14 protein-coding genes and 1 pseudogene are annotated in these 22812 nt (G+C 34.4%); 11 read left to right on the top strand and 4 right to left on the bottom strand.

All coding sequences use genetic code 11. The features are described from left to right. Positions 1–3: 3 nt before the first annotated feature. Positions 4–3402 (bottom strand): ligand-binding sensor domain-containing protein, encoded by a 3399-nt coding sequence (locus FFWV33_RS15155; protein ID WP_108741688.1) that lies wholly within the window; start codon positions 3400–3402, stop codon positions 4–6. A 376-nt stretch (positions 3403–3778) separates the two neighbouring features. Between FFWV33_RS15155 and FFWV33_RS15160 the strand changes: the two genes are divergently transcribed. The 11 genes and pseudogenes from FFWV33_RS15160 (at position 3779) to bglX (ending at position 18170) form a co-directional block, all read left to right on the top strand. Next, positions 3779–6388: a hypothetical protein gene (locus tag FFWV33_RS15160; RefSeq protein ID WP_108741689.1), complete on the top strand. Its 2610-nt coding sequence runs from the start codon at positions 3779–3781 to the stop codon at positions 6386–6388. A 193-nt stretch (positions 6389–6581) separates the two neighbouring features. Next, entirely contained in the window at positions 6582–8609 is a 2028-nt protein-coding gene (locus FFWV33_RS15165) for a glycoside hydrolase family 2 protein (protein WP_108741690.1), read from the top strand. 319 nt (positions 8610–8928) lie between these two features. After that, on the top strand, positions 8929–9120 hold the full coding sequence (locus FFWV33_RS15170) for a hypothetical protein (RefSeq protein ID WP_108741691.1): 192 nt from the start codon (positions 8929–8931) through the stop codon (positions 9118–9120). A 4-nt stretch (positions 9121–9124) separates the two neighbouring features. Beyond that, positions 9125–9973 (top strand): LPO_1073/Vpar_1526 family protein, encoded by an 849-nt coding sequence (locus tag FFWV33_RS15175; protein WP_108741692.1) that lies wholly within the window; start codon positions 9125–9127, stop codon positions 9971–9973. Positions 9974–10124: 151 nt separating this feature from the next. Next, positions 10125–10925 (top strand): glutathione S-transferase family protein, encoded by an 801-nt coding sequence (locus tag FFWV33_RS15180; RefSeq protein ID WP_159086043.1) that lies wholly within the window; start codon positions 10125–10127, stop codon positions 10923–10925. A gap of 168 nt (positions 10926–11093) precedes the next feature. After that, positions 11094–11714: a hypothetical protein gene (locus FFWV33_RS15185; RefSeq protein ID WP_108741694.1), complete on the top strand. Its 621-nt coding sequence runs from the start codon at positions 11094–11096 to the stop codon at positions 11712–11714. Between the two features lie 649 nt (positions 11715–12363). Continuing rightward, positions 12364–13326 (top strand): IS30 family transposase, encoded by a 963-nt coding sequence (locus tag FFWV33_RS15190; protein ID WP_108739654.1) that lies wholly within the window; start codon positions 12364–12366, stop codon positions 13324–13326. A 121-nt stretch (positions 13327–13447) separates the two neighbouring features. After that, positions 13448–13582 (top strand): annotated as a pseudogene (locus tag FFWV33_RS19775) (hypothetical protein); the annotation flags it as partial. 75 nt (positions 13583–13657) lie between these two features. Continuing rightward, positions 13658–14284 carry a hypothetical protein gene (locus FFWV33_RS15195; RefSeq protein WP_245891533.1) on the top strand — a complete coding sequence of 209 codons (627 nt, stop codon included), beginning with the start codon at positions 13658–13660 and terminating at the stop codon, positions 14282–14284. Then, positions 14281–15201: a nucleotidyltransferase domain-containing protein gene (locus tag FFWV33_RS15200; protein ID WP_108741696.1), complete on the top strand. Its 921-nt coding sequence runs from the start codon at positions 14281–14283 to the stop codon at positions 15199–15201. The genes FFWV33_RS15195 and FFWV33_RS15200 overlap by 4 nt, the downstream gene beginning before the upstream one ends. A gap of 719 nt (positions 15202–15920) precedes the next feature. Beyond that, positions 15921–18170 carry a beta-glucosidase BglX gene (gene bglX, locus FFWV33_RS15210; protein ID WP_108741698.1) on the top strand — a complete coding sequence of 750 codons (2250 nt, stop codon included), beginning with the start codon at positions 15921–15923 and terminating at the stop codon, positions 18168–18170. 105 nt (positions 18171–18275) lie between these two features. On the opposite strand, the gene FFWV33_RS15215 is transcribed toward bglX, so the two are convergent. From FFWV33_RS15215 to FFWV33_RS15225, 3 genes are all read right to left on the bottom strand, one after another. Next, positions 18276–18599: a type II toxin-antitoxin system PemK/MazF family toxin gene (locus FFWV33_RS15215; RefSeq protein WP_108741699.1), complete on the bottom strand. Its 324-nt coding sequence runs from the start codon at positions 18597–18599 to the stop codon at positions 18276–18278. Next, on the bottom strand, positions 18590–18835 hold the full coding sequence (locus FFWV33_RS15220; protein WP_108741700.1) for an AbrB/MazE/SpoVT family DNA-binding domain-containing protein: 246 nt from the start codon (positions 18833–18835) through the stop codon (positions 18590–18592). Before FFWV33_RS15220 ends, FFWV33_RS15215 begins: the two co-directional genes overlap by 10 nt. Positions 18836–19237: 402 nt before the next feature. Next, positions 19238–22567 carry a tetratricopeptide repeat protein gene (locus FFWV33_RS15225; protein WP_108741701.1) on the bottom strand — a complete coding sequence of 1110 codons (3330 nt, stop codon included), beginning with the start codon at positions 22565–22567 and terminating at the stop codon, positions 19238–19240. Between the last annotated feature and the right edge of the window lie 245 nt (positions 22568–22812).

The following is a 22812-nucleotide window of genomic DNA, read 5'->3' on the forward strand; positions in this document are numbered from 1 at the left end:
AGTTTAGAATTCAGCAAAATTATTCACTACAAATTTTCTCAATTCAATATTGTCTTCGACAATTAACAAGGATAAAAGCTTTTGTTCTTCTACTTCTTTTAATTGCACTACTGTTGGATTTTTTTCGAAATTAGGAGTTTCCTCCACTTCATATTCCGAATAATCCTGATTGACTGCTACTTCATTTTCATCAAAATGATAGCGCCCTTTCAACAACGTAACTTTCAACTTTGTTCCTTTATTTGGCTTACTCAAAATTGAAATCCTACCGTGATGCATTTCGACCAATTCTTTCGAAAAGGATAAACCGATTCCGCTTCCTTGTACTTCATCAGCAATTTTTTCTACCTGATAAAACGGATTAAAAATAAATTCGAGCTTATCTTGCGAAATTCCAATGCCGTTATCCTTGACAATTACTGAAACAGAATCTTTTTCATCTACAATTTCAATTGTTACTTTTCCGTTTCTAGGCGTGAATTTAAAAGCATTTGACAATAAATTCAAGAACACTTTTTCTAATTTATCTTCATCAAACCAAACAGACAGATTGGTTTCTTTGGACTTTAATTGCAATTCAATTTCTTTTTGGTCGGCAATAAACTGGAACGAATGCATTATTTTTCGAACAAACCCAACAAGATTACCTTCACTGGCTTTTACACTTATTTTTCCTTGTTCTAATTTTCTAAAATCCATTAGCTGGTTAATTAAACGCAGCAATTGATTGGCATTTCGATTGATAATCTGATAGTTTTCTTGTACTTTTTCCAATGACATCGCCTCTTTATCTTTCAATAATTTTGAAATAGGACCAATTATCAAGGTTAAAGGCGTTCTAAATTCATGTGAAATATTGGTGAAAAACTGCAATTTCAATTGGGATAACTTTTGAATTTTTTCTTTTTCAAAACTCTCCATTTCCAATTTACTTTTGCGCTGTACGCCAATAATCGTAAAACGTCTGAAAAACCAAAGCGCTAGCAAGAATAGAAATGCATAACAAACGATGGCAAAACTAGAAAACCACCAAGGAGATTTCACGTAGATTACAATCGTTTTGGCTTGCTCGTTCCAATAGCCATCACTGTTGGAGGCTTTTACTTTCAAAGTATAAGTTCCCGGGCTCAAATTGGTGTATTTTGCAAATCGAGCTTCAGATGTTGCCGAAACCCAATTCTTATCAAAACCCTCTAGTTTGTATTTGTATTGATTTTTGAGCGGTGAAGCAAAATGCAAACCCGAAAAATGTATGGTGAAACTATTTTCTTGATAGGCTAATACCAATTTTTCAGTAGTATTTATGGAGTTTTCCAAAATAACGTTACCGTCTAATTTTTCGCCTACATCAACAGCTTGGTTCAAGATTTCGAGGCTCGTAAAAACCACCTTATTCGCGGTTGTATCTATTTTTAATTTACTTGGAAAAAAGGAATTGAAACCATTAACACCTCCAAACAGCATTTCGCCATTTTTTCGTTTAAAACAAGACAAATCTTTAAATTCAAAATCTTGCAATCCCTCGGAAACACTAAAATTCCGAATTGCTTTTGTCATCGGATTATAGCAGCTAATTCCCTTGTTGCTAGAAATCCATAAAGCACCTTTTTCGTCTTCTAATATTCCTTTAATCACGTCATTCGGCAAACCTTGAGCTGTTGAAATGGTTTCGAAATAAGCAGTACCATTCTTAGAAAAGCACAATTTATTCAGTCCACCGCCCAAAGTTCCCACCCAAATAGTTCCTTTTGATGATTCAAAAATGGGTAAAATATAATTGTTGCTGATACTTCGATTATCGGTTACACTATTTTTAAAACCAGTAAAAATTGGGTTATTCGTGTTTTTAGAAGCTGCGTCTATTTTATTTAATCCCTCGGGAGTACCAACCCACAAATTCCCTTTACTATCTTGAAATAAGCTTCTGATGATATTCGAAAACAACCCTTTATTATTTTCTTGTACAAGAAATTGAGTCCGGCTGAAGTTGCCGTTTTTTTCTAATTTTAAGCGCCATAAGCCGTAACCATAAGTCCCAACCCACACAAAACCTTCTCGATCAACTGCTATCGAAAAAACAGAAACGATTCCTGACAAACTACTTTTATATTTAGAAATCTCTTTTCCTGTTTTCGAGCTAAAAACCGTTAATCCACCGGGAGAACCTACCCAGACTTCGCTGTTTTTTTTATCGAAAGAAATGGCATTGACAATAGTATGACTTGGCAAAACAGAGCTAAAACCCGAATTATAGTTCCCCTTATTTTTAGCAGATAAAAAATTCAAACCTCCATTTTCTGTTCCAATCCATAAATTCTGATAATCGTCTTCTTGTATGGCACGCACCGTATTATGAGAAATACTGCCCTTAGTTGCCGTCGATTTATAGTGCTTAAAAAACGAACCTTTGGGATTGTAAACAAAAACGCCTCCTCCACTTGTTCCAATCCAAACTAAGCCCGAAGCATCTTTTAAGAAAGAAGAAACCATGTAATTATTAAAATCCTCAATTTTATGACTGCCGTTATTTGTATGAAATGAGTCAGTCTGCAGCCTACTTTTATTTAGAAATTCATACCAATAAATACCAGTGTCATATTTTGACATCCAAATATTGTTTTGTTGGTCGATTAGAAATTTTCTAGCATTTTTTATTGCTGTAATTGTGGTGATTTTACGTTCTTTTTCATTAAACATTTGAAGTCCTTGATTATTCAAAAAAAACAAATTACTGTTCCTTTCTGAAATAGCACCTACAGAACCAAATGAAGCATAGCGCTTTGTAACTTGGTAATTTTTAGGATTAACTTTCAAAATACCATTCGAGGTTCCAATCCAAATCGCTCCTTTCGAATCTTCAAAAATGGAAAGAAAACTAAAATCTGAATTGCCATTGGAAGTAATTCCCAATCGTTCTTTTGAAAGCTTAACAATGCTATTGTCCTTTTTTATAATAACAATACTTTGCTCAGACAATGCCCAAACAGAACCATTTCTATCAGAAATCAGCTTGTTTTTGCGGTTGGTGGAAATCACTTTGGGGTGTGCTTCGGTATTATTGAAAGAGGTAAATGTATTCTTGGTGATATTGTATTTGCTTATTCCGTTGTCATTAGTTCCCACCCAAATATTGCCATCTCTATCCTCGGTGATGGAATAAATAATATTGCTCACTAAGCCATCTTGCTGTCGTGGTTTTTTTCTGAAAATTTTAAAATCGTAGCCGTCATATCGGTTCAAACCGTCATTGGTACCAATCCAAATAAAACCTCTACTATCTTGAAAAATACAATTAACATCATTCTGAGAAAGTCCGTTTAGAGTTGTCAAATTTTGAAACTCCATCGAACTCATCTCGAAAGCAAATAAGAAAAAAATAACTAGTAAAAAACTCTTTTTCATTACTATTCTTTGTGTGAATTATTGCTAATTTGGTTACTATTAAATCCTAAAAATGCTATAAAAAATACGCTAATTACATTTTAAAAAACGTACTAGTATTTGGCTTTGTGAACCTATTTTCAAACAATGCCCTTTATTCAAAAATAAACTATTTCTTTCGGGTACCATTTTACAAATGGTTTTCTAACTATCATAAATGTGTTATTACCTCTATTTAAAGAGAAAAACCGCTCCTCAATGCTATTATTTGGTACGAATTAAACCAATAATAAAAAAGCTATTCTAATTGTTGTTGCTTATATAAAACCATATGAAGCACTACAACTGTAACAAAAAAAGCTATTTTTGAACTATCAATTTCTATCCACGCTTAACTATGAAAACATTATTAATTAGCCTAACTGTAACTTTTGCATTACTCCCTTTTTGGGCACAAAGCCAAGAGAATTATCCTTCGATAAAAGCAAAAAATCCTATCAATTTTAGTGATTTAAAAAAGAAAAATATCGTCTCAGATACCGATATCATTTGGCAACAATTTGGTCCTGGAATGAGCGGAAATAATAAATCGGCGATGTGGCATCCTACCGATTCCAACGTGCTCTATATTTCGCCGAATATGGGCAATACTTATAGAACAACCAACAAAGGTTTTACCTATGAAACCATTTTGGACGAAGATGGTCCTGGAATAAAATCGGGAGAAAGAGGTCCTCAAGAACTAGGAAGTATCGATTTTTCACGTCAGAATCCTAATTTTGGTTTTTGTACCGATTTAAAAAATAATGGTATCTTCTACACCAATGACAAAGGAAAGTCATGGCGAAAACAACAAACAACGGTTGATACCTTCGCAAAAGCGTTTTTGGCTTGCGTTGCCGTGGATCCAAAAAACGAAAATATTTGGTATCTGGGTGCAGGACAATTACGAAACACGGGTCGCATATTATTTAGCCAAGAAAATCCTCGAGGCAACCTAATTGACAAAAACAGTCTAGCAAAAATCTGGAAAAGTACCAACAAAGGGAAAAGTTGGGATTTAATCACCAATGGTCTTCAGCCAAATACAGAGGTAGAAACAGTGGCAGTAGACCCAAAAAACTCCAATATCCTCTATGCAACAACCAGCAGCGGCTTTTATAAAAGTAGCGATGCCGGTAAAAACTGGGAACTTAAATCAAAAGAAATTGATAATGCCGTTTTGCGAAGTGTCAGCTCACAATACGACCCAAAAACAGACAAACTCACGATGTATGTACTTAGCAATCGCGTTTGGAAAGCCGATGGAAATACCGTTACTGACCAATCTGGCGGAATTTTTAAGAGTACAGATCGTGGCGAAAGCTGGACCAACGTTGATGGTAACCTTGCATTGGACTTAAAGCAATTCAAAAACAACAAATCGGTACTTCAAACCTACTACAATGCGGTGGCGTATTTCTTTGGTATTTCTATAGAAAAAGCTAAAAAATCATATCCAGAAATGCCCTCAAAAATTACGCATAATTTCTGCCAAATTCAGGTAGACCCAAATGATGCCAACAATGTTTATTTGGTAAATATGTTTTCGAATATGGCTCGAAATAATTTTATGCCCGGCTGTATGTGGAGGTCCAAAGATGGAGGGAAAAATTGGTATGTTACTTTTCGAAATGGAAAAAATTGGAGTTCAGGTCCAGACGTAAAATACTGGGCAGACCGTGGGAATCCTACTGGTAGTAATGTTAAATTAAAGTACCTGCACCAATGGGAAAACCGAGATGATTATGACCGTAAATCGACCAATTTCGGAATTTTCAATGCCGATGGAACAGTCTTGCACGCACAAATGGCAAAAATATCTTTGATGTCCTACGACAAAGGAGATACTTGGGTAGATATTGACGATGTGCAAACGACTGCAGGTACCGAGAGTTATATAGGAGCAGGAAACAGCAACTTACCCGGACATGGCTTTTACCAAAGCTACTTAACGCCAAACAAAGTGTATTGTTCTGCGGGCGAAAACAGTTTGTGGATTACTAATAATGAAACAAGTCCAGAACGTCCAGGTGCTCAAGCAGCGACTTGCAAACGATTACTAGACGATGAAATATCGGTGAGTTGTTATGCCATTCACCCTAAAGACCCCAAAATTCACTTTGCTTTGTTTTTTAGACAAAAAGGCCGTGGCGAGTTGTACCGCTCTACTGATAGTGGCGAAACTTGGGTAAAACATGGAACACCTATTCCTGCTTGGGAAGTAAAAGCGCATTCTGGCGACCAATCGGTACATCAATTGAGTTTGATAATTGATCCAAACAATCCAGACACTATGTACTTTTGCGTACCCAAAGCAGCCAAAAACATGGAATATGTGGGCGATAGCGAAACAGGTTTTGGAATCCATAAATCAATTGATGGCGGAAAAACATGGACAGAACCAAACGCTGGTTTGCCTGCTTCACTAGACACGACAACGATTAAATTTGACCCAAGCAACCCGAACACCTTATTCACTTGTATACAAAATGACAAAGGCGGACTTTATTTTTCGACCAATAACGGAGCCAATTGGTCTGTTGTTCCTTCCACTATCGAAATTGCGGGCAAATTTGGAATTAACGATATTCATTTTGCCAAAGACGGAAAAGTGTACATCACATCTGGATATAAAAATGCAAATGAAAACGATGGCGGTCTTTGGGTAAGCAGTGACCAAATGAAATCTTGGAGAAAAATATTTGATTATCCTTGGGTTAATCGTGTCGAAGTAGCACCTTATAATCCAAATATTATATTAATTAATACCCTTGCTAACGCAAAAGTAAATTTAATCAATCCAGGAGCTTTTCTATCCAAAGATGGAGGGAAAACGTGGAGTAAAATCAACAAAGGCAATGGACAATCCGACCGTATCAATGATATTGCCATTGACTATTTCACCCCAAACAAATACTATCTTTCTACTTATGGAAGTGGTTTTTATGTAGCGAAAGAGAAATAATTACACACCAAAAAAATCATTCAAAAAAGCACAGAAGATAAAATTGACTGTACTTTTTATTTTAACGAAAAAAGCATAATTGAGACAAAAGAAACAATAAACTTATTTACAAAATCATAAATCTAAAAACAATTACGTAATTTGTAGCCGTTTTACATACAATATTAATTACATCAAAAAATAGAACCAAAAAATGAAACTAAAAATCGCAATAACAACAGGACTTATCAGCTTGGCAATGCAAGCGCAAGTTCCTTTTGTAAAAGAACGCAACCACATCAACCTAACCGATTGGATTTATGCCAAAGGAATCAATTTCAACGCACAAAAAAACAGTTTTGACATACAAAATTGGCAAGCCGTAAAAGTACCACACACCTACTCCATGGATGCCATCAATGCAATTGGGTATTACCGTGGCGAATCTTGGTACCGCACTCCTGTAACCATTCCGCAATCAATGGATGGGCAGCGTATTTTCATTCGATTTGAAGGCGTAGGACAACAAGCAGAATTGTATTTTAACGAAAAGAAAATTGGCGAACACAAAGGTGGTTACAGCGCTTTTTGTTATGAAATTACAGATCTTGCTCAAGCAAACAAACCCAATTTATTGGCGGTAAAAGTAACCAACGAACCCGATTTTAAAGTCATTCCAACCGTAGATAAATTATTCAATCTCTATGGCGGAATTTACCGTCCCGTACAAGTATTCTCTACCCCGAAAACAAATATAGACCCCAATTATTACGCCTCTTCGGGAGTTTTTGTCGAACTCAAAGAACTTCAAAAAGATTTGGCTACTATTCAAATTCGTACCCATTTATCCACATCCACACCAGGTCAAAATAGTACCATCAACTACACTATTTTGGATGCCAAAAACAAGGTAGTCGCGCAAGAAAAACGCACTATTTCTAGTTTCAAAAAAGATACTATACTTAGCGAAAACTTTCAAATCAAAAAGCCTATTTTATGGAATGGACGACAAAATCCACACCGCTACCATGCCGAAATTAGTGTAACCTCTAATAATGAGACCGATAAAATAAATCAATCTTTCGGAATCAAAACCGTGTCCGCAAACGCCGATACTGGCTTTCACTTAAACAACGAACCGTATCGTTTATATGGCGTGGCAATGCACCAAGAATGGGAACAAAATGGCCCTGCACTTTCAGACCAACAACACCAGCAAGACATGGACTTGGTAGACGAAATTGGCGCAACGGGTTTACGTTTATCGCACTACCAGCACTCTGACCTTACCTACGAATTGGCCGATGAAAAAGGAATTTTGGTCTGGACCGAAATTCCGTTTGTACACGATTACAGCAGCCGTGAAGATGGAAACGCCAAGCAACAGTTAACCGAATTAATTCTCCAAAACTACAACCATCCCAGCATTTTTACTTGGGGATTGTGGAACGAGGTTCGTGCTCACAAAAGCAAAAACGAGCCTTGTGTGTTACTTGTTGAAGACCTCAAAAAGTTGGCTCATAAATTGGACCCAAACCGCTTAACAGCTTCTGCCAGTGACCGCGGAATCACCGGAAACATGGAAAACATCACCGACCTACAGGCTTGGAACAAGTATTTTGGTTGGTACGGTGGCAAGTATGGCGATTTTGCAAAATGGCTCGACGAAGCGCATACCCAAAACCCAACCATTCCCCTAGGTATAAGTGAATATGGATCTGGAGCCAACATCAAAGATCAGGATGAAACCATAAACAACAAACCATTCGGAATCCATTTTCCTGAAATAGACCAAACCCACGGTCACGAAATCACTTGGGAAATCATCAAAGACCGCCCTTTTGTTTGGGGATCCTTTGTCTGGAATATGTTCGACTTTTCGGTAGCGGGTTGGAACCGTGGCGGCGTTGCCAATCGCAATCACAAAGGCCTAATCACCTATGACCGCAGCACAAAAAAGGATGCCTTTTATTTCTACAAAACCAATTGGAACAGCGAACCGCAGCTCTACATTGCCGAACGCAGAAATACCAACGACCATAGCAATCCTACAACCGTAAAAATCTACACCAATCAACCAGCAGCGACGCTTTACCTAAACGGTAAAAAAATCGAAACACAAAAACTGATATCCGATATTCGAATCATCGAATTCAAAAACATAGAACACCAAAAAGGAAATAACAAAATAGAAGTCAAAGCCGGAAAATTATCCGACGAAATCAACTGGATTTCACCTTAATTAGTAGGAGCAGAAGAATTTGTTTTCATAATGACGTCTGCTCCCGCTATTCGTTACAATCTCTTGTATTTGCTATCGCCATACAAGAGGATTTTCACTGCTATCGGGGCTAGTTATGACGTTTTTGTTTTCATAATTGCGATTTGCAAATTTGACTTACTAATAGAAAATAATTTTAATATTTTATAAGTTAAATTTTATACATTTGAAAATAAATTATAAGTGACCTTTTTCAGACTTATAAAACCAATTTTGGTTATTGAAGTCTGATTTTGTCAACCCTATATACTAGTTATGCCAAATTATATAAAAAAAGAATATGGATACAATAATTAATTATTTAATAGAAGAAAAAGAATGGATCTTTTCTGGTATAGGTGTTTTTATTTTGGGTTTTTTCTTTTACAGAAAAACGGCAAACACTTCTGTTAATCAAAAACAGAAAATTAGTGATAATTCGACTGGTATACAGGCGAATGGAGATGTGAATATCAATACCAAAAAGGATTAGAGTTATGTTTGAAAAACAAAAACTGGAAGCGAAAGAAGGTAGCACAGCCATACAAGCGGGAGGAAATGTAAGTATCGGAATTTCTTATAAAGATGTTAAGGAAATCGTTTATGATTTATTCAAGCAAAATTTTCCTGAATTATTAAAAGAAGCTCAAAATCAAGCTCAAGGAAATTTTGAAGAATATGATAAACGACTAGATGAAGCAATAAAGAGACGTATAGAAGAAATTGATTTCAATAAGTTTAAAGAGCCAAATACACAATATTTATTAAACAGTTCCATAAATCATGCAGCAAGAAAAGGAAAAACAATTGATTTAGGGTTATTATCAGAAACTTTGGTTGCATCACTGGGGAAAGACAATACTGAAATATTAAATATTGTTTCAGAACAAGCATTGGAAACAATACCAAAATTAACTTCTGTTCAAATTAAGATATTAACTCTTGTACATTATCTAATACACAGCGGTTTTGGAGGAATACCAAATATATCTTTTGCTGAAAAGAATAATGCAGTTGTTCACAGTATGGTACAAGAAATTCCAGAGAATTTGTTTTCTCATTTAAATTACATGAGTTCACTCGGTGTATTATCCCTTAACCAATTTCAAGGGATAAATCCTTATGATTCAATAAAAGAACAATATCAAACTTTATACAAAGACATTAATGCTGATCAAGTTAAAAGTGATATTGAAGAGAACTCACCTTCATTAGCAAAGTTGGCGCAGATTTATGAGGAAAAGCAACTACGAATTGTAAATCTAACACCAGTTGGGATGCTGATTGCTTTAATAAATATGAGAAGAATATTTCCAGTAATTGATTATAAAATATGGATAAAATAACTTGGCATAACCGCCATTTTGACCTAGCTGGAATTTAGTGGAATTAACGTTTCGTACCAAGTTTTCGTTATGCCGAGAATTAAGCGGTTTCGAACTTCTAGCCATCTTAAAGTGGCGAAACGTTACCAGTAATTTGAACAAAATCCTAAAAATGAACAGAATAGAACGAGATAAGTATATTGCTTGGGTTGGTTATACAATTGGAGATATACAAATTTGGGGACAATATGAACGCTTATTTGATTTTATTTTTGAGGAGTATCCTAAAACGAAAAGAAGATTTGATGAAATTTCATTACCAACGTTATTCACTTTATCACACGCAATAGAATTAGGACTTAAAGAGAATATTAAATATTTCAAAAAGTATCACGAATCTAAACATTTATCAAAATTTGAAAATTGGACTTTATTAACAAAAAGTCACGACTTAAAAAATTTAGCGGAGGAATTTAAATGTGGCTATAATAAACTGCATAAAATGGTCAATGCAGACAAAGAGAATAAAGAAGAATTCAATAAATACTTCAAATCATTCCAAGAATTAATTTCCTTGCTTGACCGAAACTCGGAAACATACCGATATTATCTGAAAATCGACAATAAAGGAGATAGAATAAAAGAAAGTATTGAGCACACAAAGAGAATAGACTTTCTAGAAATTAAAGAACATTTTGACGAAGTAAAAACTCTTTTAATTGGAGCACCTAATTCAATAGGAATTTATACAGATTTTATTGATTTTCAAAAGGCAAAACCTGAATATAAAAAAGGTAAAGGGTATTTGTATTGTCAAAGACTTCATTATACAGAACATTTTTTGGATAATATAAAAGAAACCCTAAATAAACGTATGACTAAAATAAAAGATGACAGATGGTTTGATAGTAAAACAGGAGAAAACTTTGAAATAGAAATATACAATAATGACATTTATATAATTGCAGTCTGAAATAAAAACTGCTGGCAACATCGTCTATAATTAATTACTTGGTCCTCGACTACATACGAAAATTACCGCGTTTTTTCTATTCGGTTTTTATTTACTAAATTTCGTGCTTAAGCACGCAACTAATCATACACAAACAGGTAGGCAGTTCTTGCAAAAAAAATGATAAATATGAACGAAAATTCACAATTACCAAAAAGAACAATTTGGAATAACATAACAATTTTAGTTTCTGTTGGAGGATTAGTTTTGTCTGTAATTCTTGCGGAAGTAAATCGTAGAGCAAATATTGAATTAGAGAATAAAAAGCTAGAATCTGATTTGTTTATCAAAGCTATTGACATCGGAAATAAAGGAAAATCCTTGAAAAATTTAACATTCTTGTTGAAATTGGGTATATTACCTAAAGAAAGACAAAATGCCATTCAAAAATTAACCGATTCAATTTATTCAGATAAAACTATTAAAGAAATTCCTTCTGATACAATAGGATTTTTTAATTTTCAATTCTATAATAACAAAAGAGATGTCTCATTATCTGAAAAATATTTGCGTGGTGCAAAAATTAAAATAGAAAGTATTGATTCGATTCCTAATCCATTAAAAATAATTGCATATTCTGATTACCAAGGAAAGTTAGAAATTGCTTTTCCAAAATATTATTCAGCATCTTTTATAAAAGTAATAATTCAAAAAAAAGGGTTTATGTCACGAGAATTTAAAATGCAATTACCTGATTTTGGAGAAATGAATGACACATATAAAGAAATAATAATGATTCCGAAAAAATAGCAACTACTACCCCGCTCCCCCGCTCTGCGAACTGTTCTAGAAATAACAAAACCCTCTTAGAACCGCTGTGCAAATGTCTCCTGACTTTGCACACACAACAGTAGCAAGTCTTCAACTAGAAATAAGAAATTGTCCAAACCGTTCCTTGAGATTCTTCCAGAAGGACAAGATTGTGGAAATGCTTTGCGAAGCACGGTGTTTCTTTGAGTATCTCTGTGTTATAGCTCAATAAAGAAGAAGAATCGCTGAGGCGCACAAAAAAGGATACTTGCTACGACCGCGGCTAATTACAGCGTTTTTGTTTTCATAATTATGATTTACAAAATTGACATATAAATACAAAATCATTTTAATATTTTATAAGTTAAATTTTATATATTTGAAAATAAATAATGTCTGATATTTGTCAGACATATACAAGCAAAATAGGGTATCTTAAATCTGATTTTGTTAGACCTATATAAAAGTTGCGTGGCATTTAAAAAAAGACAATGAGCAAAATGACTTAGATTCAAGTGATAAATGCAACACTCCTTATTTGTTTAAATAAAGCCTACTGATAAGTCTTGAAGATCTAGATCTTCAAGACTTATCAGTAGGCTACGAAAAAAATTTCTCTTATTTTTGGGTTACTAAGCACAAAAAAAAGATGTCACATTTAACGATTGAACAAAGATACGAAATTGCTACACTTCGTTCACAAGGATTTTCAATGAGTAAAATTGGAGGGTTTATAGGTAGAGATAAATCTGTAATTTCAAGAGAGCTATCCAGAAATTCCGATCAAAGAAATAATGTTTATAAAGCTAAATTAGCCCAAAGTAAGGCCAGTATTCGACAGCATGAAAAAGCTAAGAAAATACGCTTTACTGAACAGATAAAAGCACGTGTTATTCATCTTTTAGAAGAAGATTTCAGTCCTGAACAAATAGTAGGATATTGCAGTGATAAAAACTTTGAATGTGTTTCGATTGAAACAATTTATCAATTCATTTGGAGCGACAAAAAGAAAGGCGGACAACATTATAAGCACCTACGCACAAAAGGAAAGCGATATGCTAAAAGAGGGGCTTTAAAAGGCTCAAGAGGTATTATTAAAGATAGAGTTGGTATTGAAAACAGGCCGTTGGTTGTAGAAGAAAAGCAAAGAATTGGGGATTTAGAAATTGATTTGGTAATAGGTAAAAATCACAAAGGAGCTTTGTTAACAATAAATGACAGAGCATCAGGTGTGCTTAAAATGGCTAAAATAAACAGTAAGGAATCACAAGAAATTCAGGAGAAATTAATTGAATTATTAATGGATTGGAAGCCCATTTTGCACACCATTACATCTGATAATGGGAAAGAGTTCGCTAACCATAAAAAAGTATCTGAAATATTAGAAATCTCATACTTCTTTGCCAACCCATATTGTAGTTGGGAAAGAGGTGCTAATGAAAATTTAAATGGTTTAGTAAGACAATATTTTCCAAAAAAATATAACTTTGATTTAATAACAGAAGAAGAGGTTTTAAGAGTAACAAATAAATTAAATAACAGACCCAGAAAAAGATTTGGTTTTAAAAGTCCAAATGAAATTTTTGAGCAAAAACTTAAACAATGTGCATAAGGTTGCATTTGTTAATTGAATCCACCTGATAAAACAGTTTTGGAATTTAGATGAAAAGCATTTTAATCGAAAAATTGAATCTCAAGAGGAATTCTATACTTCGTTAAAGAGTTCTGACGACTTGAAAGATTTTGTTTATTGGCCTAACGAGTTAATACCAAAAAAATCAGTTGAATACAAAATTGAAAACAAAACATTCACTAACTGTAGTTTTGCTTTTACAACATTCGAGAATATCATTTTTCAAAACTGCAAATTCATTAATTGTAGGTTTAACCACGCTAAAATTAAAAAGTGTAGATTTCACGATTGCTTATTCAAGTATGTAAATATGTTTAAAGTATCAATAAAGAAAACATACCTCGAACCAAATTCATTCAGAAATATAATCCCAAATATTCAAAACTTTAAAGGTTGTGTCAAAAATGCTAATGTTTGCGTGACCTTTTTCCAAGAAATACTTGATAATTCTAAAGATGAAGGACAACCTGAACATACAAAGCAAGCTGATTATCATTTTAGAAAATGGAAAGGATTAAACTATATTCAAAAGAGATTTGAGCCAGAGAAAAATAGCAGAAGAATTACAAATTGGACTTTTACAAAAAAGTTTGTGCCAAACATGCTTTTGTACTTTTTTACAGGTTATGGTTATAAAATTCCGAATTTCTTAATTGTATTTTTGCTTGGATTTAGTTTCTTTTTCTATAACAATTATAATAATTGGCTTAAATATGGACTTAAACAGAAGGACTTAAAAATAGAATCATTCAATCCAGAATTACCAAATTACAGTTCTACCTTTTATTACACTTTAGATTCCACCACTAAACTAGTGGATTCACAATTTCAAGCAACAACGGAATTTGGTATGGTTTGGCTAACAGCTCAAAGCCTATTTGGGTTCTTTCTATTAAGTGCATTATTGACAATAATTATAAACAAATTCGTGCGATGAAAAATTATAGCGTAGCAATTTTTGGTAGCTCATTGAGAGCAGATTTTGATAAATATAGCGATAAAGATTTATTGATCGTAGCTGACGATTTTGAAACTTTAGAGAAATTAAAAAAAGAATACTGTAATGATAATTGGTCAATATCTTATTACACATATTCAAAGCTTAAATACTTGGCTGAAAATGGTAGTTTATTCATCAAACATTTACAAAACGAGTCAAAAATAATTATTGACATAAAAAATAGGTTGGATGAAATTCTGAACGAATTCAAACCTAAAAACAATTACAAGGAAGACATTAAAGATTGCGAGAATTACTTTGATATTATTAAAACTATTCCAAGGACTGATTTAGGTTTTGCTTGGTTTTGTGATAGTCTTTATGTTGGATTAAGGAATTATTTAGTATTTAAAAATGCAGAAATTGGAATTTTCGAATTTTCGTTTATAGAACTTTTAAACGGACTAAAAGAAAAAGGAAAAATAAGACAATCTGATATTGAAATATTAAAAGAATTAAGAGTTGTAAAGAGAAATTACAGAGAAGAAATTCTTGATGAACTACCAACATTGAGCTTCATTAAAAAGATTATACCAATTGCGAAAGCTATCGGAATAATAGAAACTGTAAAAATTGTAGATTCTCTTACATTTCAGAATATTGTAGATAAAGTTATCATCAGGAAAAAATTCAATGCTTATCAAAGATTGAGGTTAGTGGAAGGATATTATTGCTCTCAAAAATTAAACATTCCAGAACTAAAAAAAATAATTAGTAATCCACAGTTTTATGCTTCTAAAATGAAAGACAATGATTTTACTATGAATTTAATTTCGGAAATAAAAAAAAAACCTGCTGGCGCAAGTGTCCCGCTTGTGCCCACAAAAAAAACACAATACAAAAAGTCATTGTAAAAGCTTAAAAAACATTCCTTGAGATTCTTTCAGAATGACAATATTGTGGTAAAACTTTGCGTGATTGCTTCGTTCCTCGCAAAGACAATACTGCAGAAATTCTTTGCGAAACTCTGTGTTATAGCCCAGCTCTTCGAACTGTACTCGCAAAAACAAAACGCTCTAAGAACCGCTGAGCAAATGTCTCCTGACTTTGCACACACAACAGTAGCAAGTCATCAACTGGAAATAAGAAATTGGCCAAACCGTTCCTTGAGATTCTTTCAGAATGACAAGATTGCAGAAATACTTTGCGTGATTGCTTCGTTCCTCGCAATGACCAACTGCTAAAATACTTTGCGAAGCTCTGTGTTTCCTTTGTGAAACTCTGTGTTATAGCCTAGCTCTTCGAAGTGTAGTCGCAACAACAAAATACTCTTAAAACCGCTGTGCAAATGTCTCCTGACTTTGCACACACAACGGTAGCAAGTCTTCAACTGCAAATAAGAAATTGTCCAAACCGTTCCTTGAGATTCTTTCAAAAGGACAAGATTGTAGAAATACTTTGAGTATCTCTATGTTATAGCTCAATAAAGAATAACAAACCACGCGCTACGCAGTATCATTTTTAGCCGCTGAGGCGAACAAAAATTGTATTTAATAAACTATCTTTCAATTCCTAATTAGGTTCAAAAAATTAGAAATATAAGATAACTTGCAGATAAATTAAAACCAAGAAAATGCAACTAAGAAAACAACTAAAAACCTACGGATTAATTACACTATCCATTTTGATTGTTGGCTGTAAATCAGCTAAAACAGATACTCCTACGTCATCCATAACTATCTTAGACCCACAAATTGAAGCTATCCTTCAAAAACTAACGATTGAAGAAAAAGCAGGACAACTTAATTTGATTCCGATGCCAGACCTTCCCACTGAAGTACAACTAAAACAAATTCGAGAAGGAAAAATTGGAAGCATTTTAAAATCAAACGGAACCGCACAAAACTTACGTTTACAAAAAATAGCGGTCGAAGAATCCAAAAGCGGAATTCCGATTCTGTTTCAAGAAGATGTGATTCACGGTTACAAAACCATCGCTCCTATTCCACTGGCCGAAGCCGCAAGTTGGGACATGGAAGCCATTCGAAAATCGGCAGCGGTTGCGGCACGTGAAGCTTCTGCAAGTGGTATTCACCTTACCTATGCACCCATGGTTGATGTGGCCAGAGATCCACGCTGGGGACGCATACTCGAAACTGCGGGTGAAGACCCATATTTGAGTAGCAAAGCTTCTTTTGCAAGAGTAAAAGGTTTTCAAGAATCAGGTCAGCATTCGTTTCAAAATGTACTGGGTTGCGTGAAGCATTTTGCCGGTTATGGCGCTTCGTTAGCAGGACGTGATTATAATATTCAAGATTTTTCGGAAAGAGAATTACGGGAGACCTATTTACCTTCTTTTCAAGCGGCAATTGATGCAGGTGTGGCTAGTTTGATGTGTGCCTATAGTGCCTATGATGGTGTTCCTTTGACCGCCAATACGTTCTTGATGCAAGATGTGTTGCGTGGCGAAATGGGTTATAAAGGTTTAGTCATGACCGATTGGGCGACTATTAATAACTTAGTGAGCACTGGAATTGCCGAAAACGGTGAAATTGCAACAACAATGGCTCTAAAAAACGGAATTGACATGGACATGAGTTCGTATAAATATGTCGCTTTGATTCCAAAATTAGTCAAGGAAGGTAAAATCACTATGACACAAGTAGACAATGCGGTACGTCAGGTTTTGATGCTCAAGAAAAAAGCGGGATTGTTTGATAATCCGTATGCCTATTTTGATGCCGAAAGAGAGAAAAACGAACTGTTATCGGCACAAAACAAAGCGGAAACCAAAGATATTGCTTTAAAAAGTATGGTTTTGTTGAAAAACGAAAATGTATTGCCGATTTCAAATGCTATCAAAAAAATAGCAATCATTGGCCCTTTTGCGAAAGCGAAAAGAGACCTACTAGGTTGGTGGGAATGCAAAGGGAATGCAGATGATGTAACTTCTATTTACGATGGTTTGAAAGCCGAATTTGGGGATAAAATCGAATTTACATACGCCCAAGGGTGTGAGATTGATAGTTTCAAGGTAGCGGGAGAAAAATTTATTCCCGAAGCCATAGAAACGGCTAAAAAAGCCGATATGGTAATTATGGTCTTAGGCGAAGAATTCTGGATGAGTGGCGAAGGTGGCGGAACGGCTTCGTTGCATTTGCCTAGTGCGCAAGAAAAACTAATCGCTGAAATTGCCAAAACCAACAAACCAATTGTATCGGTAATCGTATCGGGACGTCCGTATGTGTTGACGCAAATTGCGCAAAATTCGAATGCTGTATTACAAGCGTGGATGCCAGGAACGATGGGCGGTGAAGCTGTTGCCGAAATTTTATCGGGAAAATTTAATCCTTCGGGGAAATTGCCTGTGACTTTTCCGTTTCACGAAGGGCAAGTGCCTATTTTTTATAATTATCGAAAAACAAGTCACTCTTTCGAATCAGGACCAAAAAACAACCGCTACTCTACCACACACCGTGATGTGCAAAACAAACCGCTGTACCCATTTGGTTTCGGACTCAGCTATACCACCTACCACTATTCGGATATTGAATTGAGCAGTGCAACAATGACTAAAAATGGCAGCCTGCAAGCGACTATCAAAGTGACCAACACTGGCAAAGTTGTAGGTCGCGAGATTGTGCAGCTGTACCTACATGATGAAGTTTGTTCTGTAACCAGACCTTTAAAAGAACTAAAGGATTTCACGATTTTGGACTTAGAGCCTGGTCAAACCAAAACGGCCACTTTCAACATCACTCCCGACAAACTAGAATTCATAGGAATCGATTATAAAAAAACCATCGAACCCGGAAAGTTTACTCTTTTTATCGGTCGCAACTCTGATGATTTGAAGAAAATTGGGTTTGAAGTAGTGAATTAATTTTCACTTTTAAATACTTAAAAAGGTTGATAAAATTTGATTTTATCAGCCTTTTTTGTGTTTATAAGTTAAAAGATACATTTTGAACTTTGGTCGTACATTAAATCAATCCACAAAAGTTTCTTTAATAATTTCTTTCGTTTTTTTTATTTCAGTTTTATTCAACTTTCCTACTAACTTTATAATCCTTACTTTATCAACTGTTCTAATTTGGTCTATTGCAATCATTCCTTTTTGTTCGTTGTGCGTAACAGGGATTCTCGTGGGATACTCTTTCAAACTTGAAGTCATTGGAGCAATTACAATAGTATTTAAGTATTTGTTCATTTCATCTGGAGAAACGATTACACAGGGTCTGGTTTTTTGTATTTCACTTCCCACTGTGGGATCCAGATTTATTAAAACAATTGAATATTGTTTTAATTCCATTCTTCGAAGTTTTCATCATTAAAAACATCGTCTATTAACATTTTATCATCACCTTCTCTGCTCATTTTTTCAAATGCAGCTTCCCAGTTCTGTCGTGGTGTTTCGATTGGCTTTATGATAATACGTCCCATCTCAAGGATGATTTCTACTTTGTCTTTAATATTGTATTTATCTAAAATGGTCTTACTTAAACGTAAACCTTTTGAATTTCCAATTTTGATTATTGCAGTTTCCATAGCCCTCAATTTAATGTTATTACAAAGTAAGCACATTATTTAATGATAATAAAATTTTTGGAGCGTTATTTTAGAATCAATTAGCTTCTAAACAACAATTATCTACTAATATATTTCTGTGATATAAACTTCCATTACATACCATCAATCAACTACGATTCCCCAAAGTTTGTCTCGCTGAAAGCGTCTCTGCAAAGTTTCTGATTATCTCAAAACGTTTCCAAATACCCAAACAATACTCATCCAATCATTATACCTAAAAATAGGCTGATGGAAAAAACCCATCAGCCTACTATTAATTATTTTCTATTCCAATAAACATCCATTCTTTTGATGGCGTCGCTTTTGTTCTGATATCTTAAACTCTGCAATAGACATTCGAATGATTTTAATTATTAAATACTACAACTTTTCAAGTTCTATTTTTGCCCATAAATTACTAGCCAATAATTCAACCGCTTTTTGTAAATCCTCTTTCGCTAGAGTAGATTTACCTAGTCCACGATAACCTAGTCCTCTAATGGTGTAAGAAATAGATTTTTTTACGTTCTCTTTTTCGCGTTCTCCAAAAATCTGAAAGTAGTTGGAATCATCTACTGCGTTTGGATCTAGTTGTTTATTACCAGTTTCAACCAAACTATTGAATATTTCAGTTGCTTTCTTTTTATCACCCAGTTTTAGAAAGCTGAGTCCTTGATAATAGTTCATAAACCCTCTTAAGGCACTTTTTTTCCTAACATCGGGTTTATCTAATAATGTGGCTAATTTAAAATATTTTTCAGTATTAGTTTTATCCTGCAATGCCTCATACGCTAATCCAATTTCGTAATTAATTTGCAAATTTCTATTGCCTGACCTAGCGCTACCTGCTTCTTCTTCAGGAACTTGTGCCAATAAAAAATGTTCTAATGCTTTTTTGTATTCCTTTTTATCGAAAAATTGCATTCCTAAAGTAAGTTGTGCATCAATAATCACTTCTCTAACCATTGAGTTACCCTCTCTAAAACTAAATTCTTTTCCCTTTAAATATTCTACCGAAAGTTCGGGTTTGCCTGCTAAAGTAAGTACTGTAATTTGGCTTATAAATGCATCATCACGTTGTCTAACAACGGCACTATTACCATCAAATATTTTTAACCTTTTGTCAATAGCTGAATTGTTTAATTCATATAATTTATCGAGTTCTGCATAAACAATTGCATCAGTTTTATCCAGTGCTATGGCTTTTTCATAATAAATAATAGCCTTGTCTAAGTTATTTAAATGGCGATAATAACCCCAGCCTAAATTACGGTATGCCATTGCCAATTTAGGCTCATATTTGATGGCTTTTTCCCAATTGGCAATAGCCAAATCCGGCTGTTTATTATATAAAATATTTCCTAAGTAATAGTAGGCTTTACCATCAGAGGGATTGTACTCCAAAGCTTTGTTTATTATTTTTATCGTTTCAAGTCGAAATGGAAATATACCAGATTCTGATAAAGATTGTGCGAGGCTAAAATATTTTTTAGCTTTCGCTTTTTCGCCAAGCGAATCTTCTATAAAACCTAAATAATAATTTACAATTGGATTTTTGCCCTTAAATCGAACTAAAACATCTTGTGCTTCCAACATCAAACCTTCATTAAGATAACCAATGGCTAACTCTAGATAATTTTCATTAAAGTCTCTCAACTTTGTTGTAAGCGACTTTAATTCCTTTGTTGCGGCATCAGATTGACCTGATTCTTTTGCAATTAGATAGGATTCATTTACTAGTCTAAAATTAAGTGGGTCTGATTTTAAAATCAAATCTACAGTTGCCTGTGCTCCTTTGTAGTCTTTCAACTTCCTTTGAATGGATGCTTTTAGGGCAAATGCTTGGTTGTTCTTCGTATTTGTTGAAAGCGACTCCCCTATTTCGTACAAGGCTTTTTTGAAATCGCCTTTTAAACAAGATATTTGCGCCAACTCAAAATAACCCGCAGAATGATAGCCGTAGTCCCAAGTTGCACGATAAAGAGTATCAATGGCTTCTTCATAAAGTCCCAAACCTTTTAAAGTTACGCCTTGTAGATAAAGCGCTTCGCCTGTGGAAGGCCTTGTATAATCATTTGTTAAACGTTTAATTGCTATTGAAAAATGTTTTCTTGCAGCATTGTAATCACCATCTTTCAACAACTGATGACCAATTGCGGTATGTGTTCTAGTATCAGATGGGTCGCGTTTTAAAACTTCATTATAATATTCGCTCGGCGATTTATAAAATTGCTCCATGCGGTTTCCTGCCAAAAAAAGTTCTTCTACCGAAGTCATATCTTCTGGAGAAGTGGGTCTATCCACTGGTGTTGGAAGTTTTTCGATAGGTTTTAACTCTTTTGGTTGATAGCTAATAATGGTTTGATTAGTTGCTAAATCAATCAATTCAGTTGAAAGATCTGTAAACTTATTTAAGTCTTTTATGGTAATAAATTCCTTAAATGATTTTGCTGGCGAAATTTGCACGTCTTTTTGAAGGATAATTTTATTTCCGCTTTTTAAAATGATTCGTGCTTTATCTAGTTTTTGGGTAGAATAATACCCTAATAAAAATTTATTTTCGCCTCTTTGCTCTAGGTTTACTGCAGCATCTATATTTGCATTTTTAAAACCCTCAATATCTCTCACGGGATACCAATATTGTTTCCAGGTTTTTGTTTCATATGGTCTTATCCAAGTATAATCTGGTTGATTATCAGAAAAAGCACCTACCATAATTTCTACATAGGGGCCACTGGTTTCTGTAAGTCTAGCTTCTGTAGCTTGCCCTACAGTACCAGAACCCCATTCCCAAAGTTTGGCTCCTTTAATAATATTATGATCGCCCACATGTATGGTTCCACTCTGTTTTCCATGGTCGTAACCCCCCATAAAATCCTCCTTTAAATCCCAAGAAAAAAAGGAAGCGTTTTCTTTTACATTTTTCCACCAGCTCACATCTACTCCTTTGGTAAAATCTTGGTCTCTAAAAATTTCAGTAGAAATTGGCCATCGTGTAAATTGATTTTTGGCATGAAAGGTTGCCAATTGTACACTTGGCGGAAAAATAGTCTGATAATTTTCATTGGTGCTTGTAGCCACGTTTGCCCAATTTAAAAAACTATTGGTATAAGGCGTCGGATTGTATATTGTTAGTTCCGCTTCAAAATAGGACTTTCCAGGTTTCAGAGTTACAGCAGCCGTCCATCTCATTCGGTGCCTCGGTTCTGTCTCTCCAATAAAAATAGTTTTGCTACCATCTTCATTTTCTGCCATAGAATAATCCATAGGGAGCATTGTTGAAGCACGATGATGATGCAATACACACCATTCTATTCCACCTGATACCCAAGCACCCGTCATTCCAATATTTGCGGGTTTGACTTCGTTATTCTTGTATATAAAATTGTAATTATTAGTTTTATCGGTAGCGTAGTAAATCTTACCACCTATTTCTGGCGTAATACCCATTTCAATAAACTCATTTTCAAGCTTTAAAAGCTTCCATTTATGAAGCTCTTTAGTATGTGAAATAACATCATTTAGAGCATAAGGATAAATAACCCTGCGAGCACCTTGAAAGCTTTCATTTGCAAAGAAAATCGGTGCTTTTTCCCCGGGTGCTACCTTATAGGTTGGGAGTTCCCATGCTTCTTCTGTCATTTTTACTTGTGCACTAATAGATCCTATAGAAGCACAAAAACACAATGTGATAAGTTTACGTAACTGCATAATTTTTGATTTAGTTGACAATACAAACACTATTTAAATAAGAATACGATAATAAACCACTTCATAAGTATAAAAAAAAGTGAAATAAAAGCATCTACTAATTTACAAGATTCCTATTGAAAAAACACACTTTTATTACATAAAATTTTACAGTTATAATTAAATTTCCTCTTCGGCCCATTACCCGAAACTAAATGCTGCTACTTCTTAACAAAAAACACTATTTCTATTAATTTCAATTAAAA

The sequence above is a fragment of the Flavobacterium faecale genome (genome assembly GCF_003076455.1).
Classification (GTDB): domain Bacteria; phylum Bacteroidota; class Bacteroidia; order Flavobacteriales; family Flavobacteriaceae; genus Flavobacterium; species Flavobacterium faecale.

What these genes read in the sequence shown, in the direction of transcription:
- FFWV33_RS15225 (WP_108741701.1), bottom strand. Translation starts at nt 22,567, where the DNA reads ATGCAGTTACGTAAACTTATCACATTGTGTTTTTGTGCTTCTATAGGA.
- FFWV33_RS15190 (WP_108739654.1), top strand. Translation starts at nt 12,364, where the DNA reads ATGTCACATTTAACGATTGAACAAAGATACGAAATTGCTACACTTCGT.
- FFWV33_RS15160 (WP_108741689.1), top strand. Translation starts at nt 3,779, where the DNA reads ATGAAAACATTATTAATTAGCCTAACTGTAACTTTTGCATTACTCCCT.
- FFWV33_RS15195 (WP_245891533.1), top strand. Translation starts at nt 13,658, where the DNA reads ATGTTTAAAGTATCAATAAAGAAAACATACCTCGAACCAAATTCATTC.
- FFWV33_RS15155 (WP_108741688.1), bottom strand. Translation starts at nt 3,402, where the DNA reads ATGAAAAAGAGTTTTTTACTAGTTATTTTTTTCTTATTTGCTTTCGAG.
- FFWV33_RS15170 (WP_108741691.1), top strand. Translation starts at nt 8,929, where the DNA reads ATGGATACAATAATTAATTATTTAATAGAAGAAAAAGAATGGATCTTT.
- FFWV33_RS15185 (WP_108741694.1), top strand. Translation starts at nt 11,094, where the DNA reads ATGAACGAAAATTCACAATTACCAAAAAGAACAATTTGGAATAACATA.
- FFWV33_RS15175 (WP_108741692.1), top strand. Translation starts at nt 9,125, where the DNA reads ATGTTTGAAAAACAAAAACTGGAAGCGAAAGAAGGTAGCACAGCCATA.
- FFWV33_RS15215 (WP_108741699.1), bottom strand. Translation starts at nt 18,599, where the DNA reads ATGGAATTAAAACAATATTCAATTGTTTTAATAAATCTGGATCCCACA.
- FFWV33_RS15165 (WP_108741690.1), top strand. Translation starts at nt 6,582, where the DNA reads ATGAAACTAAAAATCGCAATAACAACAGGACTTATCAGCTTGGCAATG.
- FFWV33_RS15180 (WP_159086043.1), top strand. Translation starts at nt 10,125, where the DNA reads ATGAACAGAATAGAACGAGATAAGTATATTGCTTGGGTTGGTTATACA.
- FFWV33_RS15220 (WP_108741700.1), bottom strand. Translation starts at nt 18,835, where the DNA reads ATGGAAACTGCAATAATCAAAATTGGAAATTCAAAAGGTTTACGTTTA.
- bglX (WP_108741698.1), top strand. Translation starts at nt 15,921, where the DNA reads ATGCAACTAAGAAAACAACTAAAAACCTACGGATTAATTACACTATCC.
- FFWV33_RS15200 (WP_108741696.1), top strand. Translation starts at nt 14,281, where the DNA reads ATGAAAAATTATAGCGTAGCAATTTTTGGTAGCTCATTGAGAGCAGAT.